Annotated in this window: 7 protein-coding genes, 4 pseudogenes and 1 other annotated feature; of the genes and pseudogenes, 3 read left to right on the top strand and 8 right to left on the bottom strand. The window is 52.5% G+C overall.

Going from position 1 to position 12339, the window contains the following annotated elements:
• Positions 1 to 538: pseudogene (locus Abin_RS15980) on the bottom strand (transposase); the annotation flags it as partial.
• Positions 135 to 251: a sequence feature (AL1L pseudoknot), on the bottom strand. (Overlaps the previous pseudogene by 117 nt.)
• Positions 539 to 588: 50 nt before the next feature.
• Between Abin_RS15980 and Abin_RS14855 the strand changes: the two are divergent.
• Both Abin_RS14855 and Abin_RS14850 read left to right on the top strand, forming a co-directional pair.
• Positions 589 to 813, top strand: a pseudogene (locus Abin_RS14855) (IS5/IS1182 family transposase); the annotation flags it as partial.
• A gap of 264 nt (positions 814 to 1077) precedes the next feature.
• Positions 1078 to 3549, top strand: a complete 2472-nt coding sequence (locus Abin_RS14850) for a heavy metal translocating P-type ATPase (protein ID WP_048848363.1) — start codon at positions 1078 to 1080, stop codon at positions 3547 to 3549.
• Positions 3550 to 3551: 2 nt separating this feature from the next.
• Here Abin_RS14850 and Abin_RS14845 read toward each other — a convergent pair whose 3' ends face one another.
• From Abin_RS14845 to Abin_RS14825, 5 genes and pseudogenes are all read right to left on the bottom strand, one after another.
• Positions 3552 to 4718: a chloride channel protein gene (locus Abin_RS14845; RefSeq protein ID WP_255319425.1), complete on the bottom strand. Its 1167-nt coding sequence runs from the start codon at positions 4716 to 4718 to the stop codon at positions 3552 to 3554.
• Between the two features lie 237 nt (positions 4719 to 4955).
• Complete coding sequence (locus Abin_RS14840) at positions 4956 to 8054, bottom strand: efflux RND transporter permease subunit (RefSeq protein ID WP_048848359.1); 3099 nt, start codon at positions 8052 to 8054, stop codon at positions 4956 to 4958.
• The gene (locus Abin_RS14835; protein ID WP_146867733.1) at positions 8051 to 9232 is read right to left on the bottom strand and encodes an efflux RND transporter periplasmic adaptor subunit; all 1182 of its coding nucleotides are present in this window, start codon (positions 9230 to 9232) and stop codon (positions 8051 to 8053) included. The genes Abin_RS14840 and Abin_RS14835 overlap by 4 nt, the downstream gene beginning before the upstream one ends.
• On the bottom strand, positions 9229 to 10359 hold the full coding sequence (locus Abin_RS14830; RefSeq protein WP_371862249.1) for a TolC family protein: 1131 nt from the start codon (positions 10357 to 10359) through the stop codon (positions 9229 to 9231). The genes Abin_RS14835 and Abin_RS14830 overlap by 4 nt, the downstream gene beginning before the upstream one ends.
• 357 nt (positions 10360 to 10716) lie before the next feature.
• Positions 10717 to 11040, bottom strand: a pseudogene (locus tag Abin_RS14825) (carbohydrate porin); the annotation flags it as partial.
• A 1-nt stretch (position 11041) separates the two neighbouring features.
• Here Abin_RS14825 and Abin_RS15975 point away from each other — a divergent pair.
• Positions 11042 to 11562: pseudogene (locus Abin_RS15975) on the top strand (DDE-type integrase/transposase/recombinase); the annotation flags it as partial.
• Here the strand turns inward: Abin_RS15975 and Abin_RS14815 are convergent.
• Together Abin_RS14815 and Abin_RS14810 are read right to left on the bottom strand one after the other, a co-directional pair.
• The gene (locus Abin_RS14815) at positions 11535 to 11897 is read right to left on the bottom strand and encodes a DUF1275 family protein (protein ID WP_371862248.1); all 363 of its coding nucleotides are present in this window, start codon (positions 11895 to 11897) and stop codon (positions 11535 to 11537) included. The pseudogene Abin_RS15975 and the gene Abin_RS14815 overlap by 28 nt on opposite strands.
• A gap of 71 nt (positions 11898 to 11968) precedes the next feature.
• Positions 11969 to 12339: cation:proton antiporter domain-containing protein (locus Abin_RS14810; protein WP_048848350.1), on the bottom strand; the 371-nt coding region annotated here is incomplete at its 5' end.

Genomic DNA, 12339 nt, shown 5'->3' with positions numbered 1-12339 from the left:
TTGCGCGCACCATAAACAGCACGATTATCCTGCCAGATCCGGCGGATATGTTCCATCAACTCCCTATCGCGCCGCGCACGCGGGCTGGCCCTGGTCGGATCTCTTGCTATGGCCGCCTGCTGGTAAAACGTGGACGGGGCAATCGGCAGAACGCGACAGATTGGCTCGACCCCGTAATCGGCACGGCAGGCTTTAATAAACGCGATCATTTGCGAAACGGGCGGTCGAGCTCCGCCTGAGCAAAATAAGCCGAGGCCTTCTTGAGGATCTCATTGGCCTGACGCAGTTCACGAACTTCCCGCTCCAACGCCTTGATCCGTGCCGTCTCGGCCGTGGTCGGCCCCGGTTGCGCACCCGCGTCCCGCCGGGCCTGCTTCCACCAGTCATGCAGGCTGTCGCCCGAGCAGCCCAGCTTGCCACCAATCTCGCGACAGGCCGCCGATAGGCTCGGGTAATCCGAGCGATGCTCGTCCAGAAGGCGCACAGCGCGCTCACGGAACTCAGGCGAATAACGCGATGTCTTCTTCTTCTCTACCATAGGGCTCATCCTCCGAGAGTTTTACTCTCCGGTAAACCCGGGGCAGTTCAAAGCCGCATCTCAAGCCGATGCCCCGGCATATCCAGCGGTCCAATGCAGGAAAGTCGGTGATCCGATCCCGTGTCGAGCATGTCTTTGCCGATCAGAAATCGCAGACGGGACTGTTCATCCGAACTGTCGGTATCACCCGGGCCACCATGAGGATCGGACTGGCCAATATCGTCTACAACATGCGCCGCTTTCTCTTTCTCGAAAGATTGAGCGCGAGCGCGTAGTCATCCAAGGTGGGCAGTCCCCAATCCGCTCAAAACGCAGAGCAAATTCTACCCAAAAGTAGTCAATCAAATCGACACAACCCAGAAATTACTGGCCAAGCTTATCAATCAAGGGCTCTTCGATCCCTCCAGATTCATGCTTGCCCGGATGCATAATCACGCGCATCACCGAATAAGGTCTTAAGAATGAAGACACCGTCACATCTTCTGTCGAGGCACCGGTAACTTAAAGACATTCACCTCTTCATATCCGGAACAAAAACAATGCCAACGATCTTATCATCCAACACGAAAACACGCGATTCCGTATGCGGGATGCTGGTTGATCCGGCTACTAGCAGGTTCAAAAGCGATCGTAATGGTCACATCTCTTTTTTCTGCAGCGGCCACTGTCAAAAGAAATTCGAGGATAATCCAACGGCATTCGTCAAAAATGATGTGATACCTGCAACCGTCTGGACATGTCCCATGCACCCCGAGATCAGGGAGGCGCGTCCCGGTACATGCCCCAAATGCGGCATGACGCTGGAACCTGCGAAGGAAGCGCAGGAAAAGGCGGCGCCCATGCAGGGCATGAACTGCCATCATGAACCCCAACAGCGCTCCGCCGCCAAACAGGGCAAGCCGGGGACGATCTGGACCTGCCCGATGCATCCGCAGATCCGGCAGGATCATCCGGGAAACTGTCCACTCTGCGGCATGGCGCTGGAGCCGGAGGAACCGACGGGAGCAGAGACGGAAAACCCCGAACTGCATGATTTCAGACATCGCCTGATCGTCTCCGTATTTCTCGCCGTTCCGCTGATGCTCATCGCCATGGGTGGGGATGTCGGTCTCCATCTTGTTCCTGGCTCATGGTCTCCCTGGGTTCAGCTTGCACTGACCACTCCGATTTTCTGCTGGGCGGGACTGCCTTTCTTTCAGCGTGGGCTCGCCTCACTGCGGACCGGTCACTTCAACATGTTCACGCTGATCATGTTCGGCGTCGGTGCCGCGTTTGGCTACAGTCTGGCCGCGACGCTCGCACCAGGGGTGTTCCCGGCCAGTTTCAGGATGCCTGACGGAGCCCTGCCGGTCTATTATGAGGCGGCGGGCGTGGTCGTTGCGCTGGTTCTGCTGGGACAGGTTCTGGAACTCCGTGCACGTGCCGCCACCGGTGATGCCATCCGCGCCCTGCTGGATCTCACACCAAAACAGGCTCACCGTATCGGAGAGAACGGGCAGCCGACAGACATAGCCGTGGACGCTGTCGTGGTCGGAGACCGACTGCGGGTGCTGCCGGGAGAGTCGATCCCTGTCGACGGCAAGGTTCTCGATGGCACATCCAGCGTTGACGAAGCCATGATTACCGGGGAGCCGGCACCCGTTGCCAAAAAGATCGGCAGCACGGTGACCGGCGGTACGATCAACGGCAATGGCAGCCTCGAAATCGAAGCGCAGGCCGTCGGCAGCGATACCATGCTGGCGCGGATCGTGAAGATGGTTGCCTCCGCCCAGCGCAGCCGCGCCCCCATTCAGGCGGTAGCCGACCGGGTGGCCGGATGGTTCGTCCCTCTGGTGCTGGCCATTTCCGTTCTGACTTTCATCGTATGGTACGCCGTTGGACCGGCTCCGCGCTTCGGGCATGCTCTTCTGAATGCCATCTCGGTGCTGATCATTGCCTGTCCCTGCGCGCTTGGGCTGGCCACGCCCATGTCAATCATGGTCGGTACAGGGCGGGGCGCACGCGAGGGCGTTCTGGTCCGCAATGCCGAAGCGCTTCAGGCGCTCGACAGGGTGGATACGCTGGTTGTGGACAAGACCGGCACGCTGACGGAAGGCCACCCGAAGCTCATCGCCGTGGAGGCAGCCAATGGCTGGCCGGAAAACGATGTGCTGTGTTATGCCGCCTCTGTGGAGACACACTCCCAGCATCCTCTGGCGCAGGCTATCGTTCAGGGCCTGAAAGACCGCCATGGGGAGCCCGGCGTTCTTACCCATTTCGAGTCGCAGCCGGGACTGGGCGTGAGCGGCAGCGTTGAGGGCCATGTCGTCGTGGTGGGCAATGCCGAGTGTCTGAAGCAGGCCGGCGCTGATGCGTCCCCTGTTGAAGCTAGCGCGACGGCGCATCGTGAAGCCGGAGCCGGGGTGATGTTTGTGGCGGTAGACGGCAGGCTCGCCGGGCTGATCGCCGTGGCGGACCCTCTCCGCGCGGATACGCGGGCCTCTCTTGCGGCGCTCCACGCTGATGGTCTGCGGATCATCATGCTCACGGGTGACAACGAAGCGACGGCGAAGGCTGTGGCGACGCAGGCGGGAAATATCGCGGAAGTCCATGCCGGTCTGAAGCCGCAGGACAAGGCCGATATCGTGAAACACCTGACGGCACAGGGCGCGCATGTCGCGATGACGGGCGATGGCGTAAACGATGCTCCAGCTCTTGCGGCCGCATCCGTCGGGATCGCGATGGGAACCGGCACCGACGTGGCGATCGAAAGCGCCGGGATCACTCTGGCGCATGGCAGTCTGGAAGCACTGGTCCGGGCCAGACGGCTCGCCCATGCGACCATGCGCAACATCCGACAGAACCTGGCCTTCTCTTTCCTGTTCAACGGGATCGGCATTCCGATCGCCGCTGGTGTGCTCTACCCGATCTGCGGGCTTCTTCTCTCACCGGTTATCGGCGGCGCGGCCATGGCTCTGTCGTCCGTGACGGTTGTCACCAACGCGCTTCGGCTTGGTCGGGGGAAAGACTGAGCCTAGCGTTTTTCGGACGCGGCGCGGGTGCGTAATGCCTCATAAATCGGCGCTTCCCCCATGCCGTCGGCCACGAACATCGCGGCAAAACTGCCCGAAAGCAACGGAAGCAGCAGGCTGGGCGTATTGGTCATTTCCGTCACAAGAATGATCCCGGTCAAAGGTGCCCGCACCGCCCCCGCAAACATCGCCGCCATACCAACCACAACAAAGGGCGTGGTCCGCCCCGCCAGCGTGGGCGCCAGAACATGGGCCAGATCTCCGCAGCCCAGGCCGGCCAGAGCACCCAGAGCCAGCATGGGAGCGAAGAGGCCACCCGGCGTTGCTGCGGCATAGGAAATCGAGCCGAAGACCAGACGCAGGGCATACAATCCTGGCAGCGCTGTCCAGATCAGCGTTCCATTGATGGCGCTTTGCGTGATCCAGTCGCCTCCACCAGCAAGGCGAGGTGTAAGCCAGACGATCAGCCCACCGATCGCGCCGATTGCCGCAGCCCGGATTTCCACGCTGGCATTCATCCTTTCAGCCAGCCGTAACGTGGCCAGAACTGTCCGGTTGTAAACGACCGAGAGCAGGCCAACCGCAAGCCCCGTCAGCAAGAACAGCACCTGCGTTGAAACGCTGATGACCATGGGACTGTCGGCCACCACGAAATCAGGATCACCGCCCAGCAACGCGCGGGCGACAAGGATGGCGGACACGGAAGCACCGAGTGCGGAACAGGCAGTTCGCGCCTCGAATTTGCCGACAAGCTCTTCCAGCACAAAGATCGCACCAGCGCCTGGCGCATTGAACGCTGTCGCCAGTCCAGCTCCGGCTCCAGCCGCCAGCAATGACCGGCTATCCGCCGGTCCCAACCGTAACAGCCGACCGATCGTATTGGCAGCCGTGGCACCCATCTGCACGCTCGGCCCCTCACGCCCCAGCGCTAGTCCTCCGCCTATGGCCAGCAATCCTCCGATGAACTTGACCGGGATCAGGCCTACAGAAGCTGGTGTTGCAAGCCCGGCCAGGACGGCCTCGACATGAGGGATCCCACTTCCAGAAGCCAGAGGCGCCAGCCGCCTGACCATCCATGCCGCTATGAAAGCCGTGATGCTGCCGATCGCAATAATCATCAGACCGGCGGGAAACGGGTGCAGGACATCAAGCGCCAGCGTCGTTCTCAACCCCGCTGCATGTTCCAGTAACAGCCGGAATGTTCCACAAACTACTCCGACAACGCTTCCCACAAGAATAGACAGGCATGACAGGAGAGTAAGCCCGCAGGGTATTGGCTGATCTTTTTCTCTCAAAATTTTTAATGCAATCTGCCTGAACATTTCTTTATCCAACTGCAAAATATAATAAATGAATTTAATCGAATAAAATTATTATAATATTTTTTCACTTTATATTTTAATATATCATTTGATTGACTTAGACTCCTTCCACATAAAAATCTTTGAATACAATGAAGGAAGAACCAAAAGCGTAAGTATAGTGCATGAAATCAGACCTCCAATTACCACGGTTGCTAAGGGTTTCTCCACTTCAGCGCCTTCACTCATCGAAAAAGCCATAGGAAAGAACCCGAGGCAGGCCACTGAAGCTGTTGCCATAACTGGCCTAAACCGCTCATTTGCTGCCGCAATTGCTGCTTCAACAGGCCCTAGACCAGAACTTCGCTTTTCTTTTACCCATGAAATCAGGACCACTCCATTCAGAGTAGCAACGCCAAACAGCGCAATAAAACCTATTCCCGCAGAAATACTGAATGGTAAACCTCGGAGCCATAAGGCTATAATGCCACCAGTTGCAGCAAAGGGAAGATTAACAAATACCAGCCCAGCAAGCCAAATATCTCCTAATGCAAGAATGAGAAGTAAAAAAATGAGAGCTAAAGTCACAGGAACAACGATTTCCAAACGCGCAACAGCGGTCTGAAGATTCCGAAACTGTCCACTCCACTCTAAACGATATCCTGGTGGCAGATGGATTTCACTTTTGACAGTATCCTGTGCTTCTTTGACAAAGGACGAGAGATCTCTGCCCCTGACATTCGCTTGAACCATCATGCGCCTTTCACCCTGATTGCGCCTGATAGCGGCGGGGCCAGTATCCAAAGTAATGAAAGAAACCTGAGAAAGATCAACCGAATGATCATTCCGAGTCATGATCGGTAGTTGTCTGATTTCTTCCATGGTATCGCGTGCCTTAGGTTCAATTCTGACTTCAGTTGGAATCAATGCCGACTCTAACGATACCGGCGGACCAATATGCCCTCCAACAGCTTCAACCAAATCCAGGATTTCCGAGGTAGGCACGTTTAAACGTGCGGCAGCGGTGCGATCGACATCAATGTGCAGATAAGGGATGGTGCCAACATCTTGCGGAGCAACGTCGGCGGCCCCGCGAACAGATGCAACGACACTTGATATATGTGCCGCCAACTGAGATAATTTATTAAGATCAGGACCGTATACACCTATGGCAATCTGTGATCTCACGCCTGATTGAAGATCATCCATGCGCATCTGGATTGGCTGGCTCCAGTTATACAGCGAGCCAGGATTGTTCTTTTCCAAGGCAGTACTAAACGCCTTCACCAGCCCTTCCTGAGTGCTTGCTGTCTTCCATTCTGATCGTGGCTTTAACAAAACGTAAGTATCTGTCTGTTCACCCCCTTGAGGGTCCGTTGGAATAGCAGAAGTCCCCGTGTTGCTGACAATAGTTCGAATATCGGGAAATTTTCTTAGCGTCCGCTCGATTGCATCTACCGCTCGTACGGATGCATCCAGCGATATCCCAGGCAATCGGGTGGACGTCACAACCAGATCTCCTTCCTGAAGCTGCGGAATAAACTCCCCTCCTAACCGAGCAGCTAAAAACACTGATATAAATAGAACAGCTACTGCGAGACATGACACGCGACCAGTATATTTCATGCACCACCTTGAAAGCGGTACAAAACAACGGCGTAGCAATGCAATACAACGCGTGTCATGACTTGATTCGTCATGGTGAGAATGATCACCTTGTGATAGCGTGGGTTTTAGTAAGACTAAAGCAAGTGCCGGAATACAGACTAGTGCAAAAAAAAGAGAAGCTAGTAAGCCCAGAATGACGGTTTTCGCCATAGGACTGAACATCTTCCCCTCAATACCCTGAAGAGTCAGTATTGGAAGATAAACAAGAATAATAATAAGAATAGCAAATGTAACGGGACGAGAAACCAAAGAAACTGTTTGCGCAATGCTTTCCGAAAAAGATTTATCTGCTTCAGGTTTTCTGCTTATAACTGTTTCTACAATAACAAGAGCACTATCGACAATCATTCCAAAATCAATTGCGCCCAAGCTAAGAAGATTTGCAGAAATACCAAGATGGTTCATCCCAACCATTGCACAGACAAGTGAAAACGGGATGACCGAAATAATGACCAGAGACGCTCGCCAGTCTCCTAGAACGACAAGCAATACGACAAAGACGAGTAATGCTCCGAGTAAAAGATTATCTCTCACCGTCATAATTGTAACATTTGTCAGTGTAGACCGGCTATAATACGGCTCAACCGAGACACCAGATGGCAATGCATGATTAATATCAGGCAAGGCAGCCTTTATCCGCGCGAGCGTTGCGCGTGCATTAGCACCTTCCTGCAGCAAGACGACCGCATTAACAATTTCTCCATTTGCGTCGCGTGTTACAGCACCCAAACGAGGAAGTCGCCCCTTATGTACAATTCCCAGGTCACTCAAATGGACGGATTCTCCATTGGGACCGCTTCTGACCTGTGTGCGGCCAAGTTCCTCAATATTATCGATCAAAGAGCGACCAACAATAATTCTTTGCTCATCATTCTTTTCGATCCATGCGCCACCTGCAGCCTCATCGCCGGTGTCGAGAGCATGAAAGACGTCTGAGACCGAAATGCCGTATTGCCGTAAGGCAAGAGGACTGAGCTCAACCTCATACGTCTCTGAGGCACCTCCATTGACATTAACATCAACCACGCCCGGAAGAAGGCGTAATTTCGGAACAACGTTCCATGTCATGATACGATTGAGTTCTGCTAGAGAGCGGTCTGCACCATGTATCTGCAGGTGCATGATTTCCCCCATCCCCGTAGTCATAGGCCCCATAGAAATGGAGACAGAATCTATGTGAACAGAAGCTCGAGCTTCTGCCAGGCGTTGTGCAACCTGCTCTCTATCTCTGTAAATATCGGAACCATCTTCAAATTGGAGATAGAGTACTGAGACACCGGTCCGCGAGACAGAACGAATGTTCTCCAACCCCACCACTCCGGACAGCACAGTCTCTACGGGAAAGGTAACAAGTCGTTCCACTTCCTGTGTTGGTAGTCCTGGTGCACTGACTGAGACCAAAACCTGCCGTGGTGAAATATCCGGGACGGGTTCGACAGCCAGATTCCGAAGATCAAAAATACCGACAACCATTAAAAGGAACGCTGCACCGAGAACTGCGCGTCGTCCCTTCAAAATTTTCAAAATAAATTTCATTTTTTATTCTTGTTTTCAAGAGAAGCTGGAACAAGTAAGGCTTGAGACTTGAGTATGAAGCTTCCCTTCCCCACAACAATGTCGCCCGGCAACAAACCTTCCGTCACGACAACACGCTCATCCAAAGAGGGGCCAGTCACGACATGCTTTGCCAGATATTTATCGGGCCCGATTTTTACGAATATGCAGGGTTGATCGGCGATGGTCTGCAGTGAGTCTGTCGGGACAATCTGTCCAGACACAGCGTTTTGTGAGAAAATTCTTGCTCTGACCAACATTCCAGGACGAAGTGATGTATCTGTGTTGTCAACCAGACTCCTAACCTGAACCCGCCGTGTGCCTGGATCAACCGTTTCTTCTATAAAATCTACGTGGGAAAATTTACTTTTGCGTTGTTTAGGAATGATAGTTTCCTGATTGCTACCAATTTTAATGCTGCTTATCGCAGTCTGTGGAATTTGAGAAACCACCCAAACAGATCGAAGATTGACAACTTCCACAGGAGGAAGGCCATTATTGCCAACACTTCCTCCCAATGCGACATTAATACTTCGGACAACCCCATTAACTGGAGAAACGACAACAGAACTCAAACCTTCTACTTTTTCTGTCGAAGAAGAAAAGCGCCTCATATGCTCTTCTTGGTTTTTAACAACAGCAAGCCGTTGTTGTACCAGAGCCGACGCATCTGCGAGAAGTGCTTTTCTCCTTTTTTCTTCGCCTTTTGATATTGCTCCACCTTGTAATATTCGACCACGTCGTTCAGCCTCGGCTGCATCTCGTTCCATAGCCTGTGCCTGCTGAAGAGCCGCCTTTGATGAAAGATATCGTTCTTTTTCGTCACTTAAACTATAATTATTGTAAGAAAAAAGAGCAGTTCCTTCTTTTACAAATTGACCTGGACTGACAAAAATATCTGTTATCCGTCCTGAGCCAACGGGCACAATACGGGCTGTTTTGCGCTGATCTGCTTCAACATAAGCCTGAACGTCAATGTGAGCCGTTATTGATCCAGAGAAACTGGTTGCTGTTTCGATACCTTGAGTCGTGATTGCCTCAGGAGATATATGCACCGGAAATTTGGGCCATATTTCTGCCGCACAGCATGGGGCAACGAATAAGGTCCATGGAAAAATGGTCGCCCCCAACATCAAACAAATATTTTTTTTATTTTTCACAATGTTTCGCCCATCATAAGTACCAGACGCACCAAGGCGGCATGCCAAACGACCTCTGCTTTCGCCATACGTTGTTCTGCTTCAAGCGCTCCGCGCCGTGCACGGATATATTCGATCAAGGAAACCTCACCAGTTCTCCAGGCGCTTTCAAGTTGGTCTGCTCTTTTTAAAAGGACTGTTTTAGATGTCTCTGCGTGCTTACGTACACTCAACGAGGAGGCAATCTGAGAACGAAGGCGTGCATATTCCACGCGGACTTTACGACGTGCCAATTCAGCGTCTCTTCTCGCTGCACCAATTTCAGAAACGTTTTTCATAAGCATTGGTGTATTGCGAGCGCGGCTTGGAAGGGCTGCCTGAAAAACTACACCGACCTGTGTATCCCAAGGACTTTGATATTGTTCCTGTCGTGATATCTGCACACCAATGGTTGGATTGGGCATATAAGAGTGCTTTGCCACATCAAAGGCTGCTTGCGCTTTTTTCAGCCGCGCATCCACGAGACGCACCCTTGGATCCTTTTCAGGATCCAACTTATGGATTTTCAAAGAAATAATCCGACCATCCAGAGAGTTTAGTTCTGGAATAACATCAGAGCCGGTCAATGCCTGCAATTCTGATTGAAAAGTGACCAATTGTTGTTGTTTGTCTGAGATCGTACTTTCAATGTCCTCGTACTCAGCAACAACCGCCTCGTGATCTGTAGCAGATATTTCACCAGCTGTTAGCGCTCGTTGTGACGATTCCAGCGTCTGAGACAAAATTCCCCGCGTCTTTTCAAGATTAAAAATTTCATTTTTCAATATAGTAGAAGCACTGGTAACATCTAATACACGTACAGCCATGAGGAGGCGATGAACTTGTAGTCGCGCGTCCGCAGTAGCGGCTGATGCAAGAGCATCCTTCACACTGGCGGTTCCCTGACCGGGTAGCCAAAGGGGTAGACTTACACTGCCTTGATATGTTGTATACCCTACTTTGCTACCAATAAAATGATCGTCAAGATACTGACCATTTAGGACGGGTCCGGATGGGAATAGAGAATCAAGAGCATTTGCTGTCTTTTTTGACGCCTTGGAATCGACAGCCGCAGCTTTTGCATCAGGATCATGTGCCCATGCAGCCATTATCGCATCACGTAAACTTTCCGCTTGGGCAGTGGGTATCCCAATGACCAGACACAGCGCAACCACGACTACGGTCCGCAATTTTAATCTCCGATTGTTTGCTTCTCTCAATAAGATAGCGAAAAAGGCTTATCGAAAGACAGCATCAATGGGATAAAAAAGAATTAATTATTTTTTTTATATAAACCTCACGAAACTTTTGCGTTGTTGTACAGTTAGCTAGTGTGGTGCTTTTGTATATAAGAGAGGATTGCAAAAAATATTTGGATAGAGCGATACCGGGAGATCCTTTATATTTTATCCTACTTAAGCAACAAGGCTAGACTGCTACCAAATATTGGTCATTTTCCACTCTTTTTAGAGTGCTGCCAACAACTTAACACCGGTCAGAATAGCATTTGGGATTTTTGAAGTTTCTCCTGGTCGCATCATGTATTCGAAAACAGGCTGCACGACCAGTCCAGGCATAACTGGAATGTCATAATATGCTTCCAGAGTAGCTGCATGTGTTTGAGGACCATTTACGAACGCACCTAAAGACATCCCAGCATTTTGTCGCAATTTCTGTCCTTCAGTCAGGCTATAACCAATCTGATAGTACGAATACATAACTCCGAAACGATCGAATGGCCGATAAGGGATCACACCCAAAAGAGAAGCACCAGCATAAACCTGATCAGATAGGATTTTTGGGATATCCGAGACCTGCTTTCGCTATTGTCCGCGACTGGCGGCGGAGAACGACAGGATTGCCGATCTTCTGGTGGGACTGACCCAGGCTCACAGGAGATGGGCATTTGGCCTGTGTTTCCTATATCTGCATAACGTCCAGGGACAAGGCTGGATTCATAAGCGGGTTTATCGGATTTAGCGCGAACTGGAACTTAACTTGCGGATTAAACACCGCAAGCGTTTGATTCGTGAAAGCCTGAAAAGCTATCGGTCCTAGCACTTCCCAATAGGGTCTGGTCCATGGATTTCATGGCGGACAGGTTTTTGGATGGACGCGCTTTTTGGCTCCTGAACATCCTGGATGACTTCAATCGTGAAGGACTGGCGATTGAGGTTGATTTTTCCTTGCCGGCCTGTCGGGTTGTCCGCGGTCTGGAGCAGGTTATGAAGTGGCGTGGCAGGCAAGAGGCTATCCGAATGGATAATGGTCCTGAATATGTCAGTTATACGTTGGTTTCATGGGCCGAAAAATAGGGGATTGCCCTGAACTTCGCGATCGTCTCGCCCTGCGCGGCCAGAAGTGTGGGCAGCACGCAAAGTTCGCCCCAGTAACGTAGGGACGATCCATGCACGACCTGCGCCACAACCATGAAGATCGTCACCACCATGACGCCATAAGCTGGCGACCATAAAAGCCGCATCAGGCCGGACAGGATGGCGGCAAGGAAAAAGACACACAGCACACCGACCAGAAGGAGGCCATGGTGCCAGTTCCCACTGATAAATGAAGCACCCATATGCGTGGTATTACCTGTCATCGCACCAGCAAAGATGCCGCCCAGATCAACAAAACTCAGAGCATCCACTTAGCCTGCGACAAGCGCGAGAATGAAAACCCGTCGGGCGGAAATCGAGACCGGGAGAATGGAGGAGGGCATTATTGCGACCGGGAGGTGATTGACGGATAGAGCCTGCGGGCGATCCGCTCCATGGTCAGCCCCTGCACGATGATGGTGAACACCACGACACCGTAGCAAACAGGCAGCAGCAGGTCGCGCAGGTCTCCGGGTGGCAGGCCAAGCGCCAGAGAGACCGAGATGCCGCCACGCAGGCCGCCCCATGTAAGAATGCCGAGGACACGGCCGCGCTCCCACTGCTGGAGATGAACCGGCAGGGTGGAGAACAGCACGCTCAATGCCCGCACGACAATGGACAGCGGGATCACGGCAAGCGTCGCCAGAACTGTAAACAGATGTGGCCTGATCTCCAGTATTTCAAAGCCGATGAGCATGAACAGCAGGACGTTCA

The organism is Acetobacter indonesiensis, assembly GCF_000963945.1.
In the GTDB taxonomy this organism is placed as follows: Bacteria; Pseudomonadota; Alphaproteobacteria; order Acetobacterales; family Acetobacteraceae; genus Acetobacter; species Acetobacter indonesiensis.
This window is presented reverse-complemented; position numbering and strand designations above follow the sequence as displayed.

Excerpts from the sequence above, each read along its gene's own strand:
- Abin_RS14850 (WP_048848363.1), top strand. The coding sequence starts at position 1,078 with ATGCCAACGATCTTATCATCCAACACGAAAACACGCGATTCCGTATGC.
- Abin_RS14840 (WP_048848359.1), bottom strand. The coding sequence starts at position 8,054 with ATGAAATTTATTTTGAAAATTTTGAAGGGACGACGCGCAGTTCTCGGT.
- Abin_RS14830 (WP_371862249.1), bottom strand. The coding sequence starts at position 10,359 with ATGGCTGCATGGGCACATGATCCTGATGCAAAAGCTGCGGCTGTCGAT.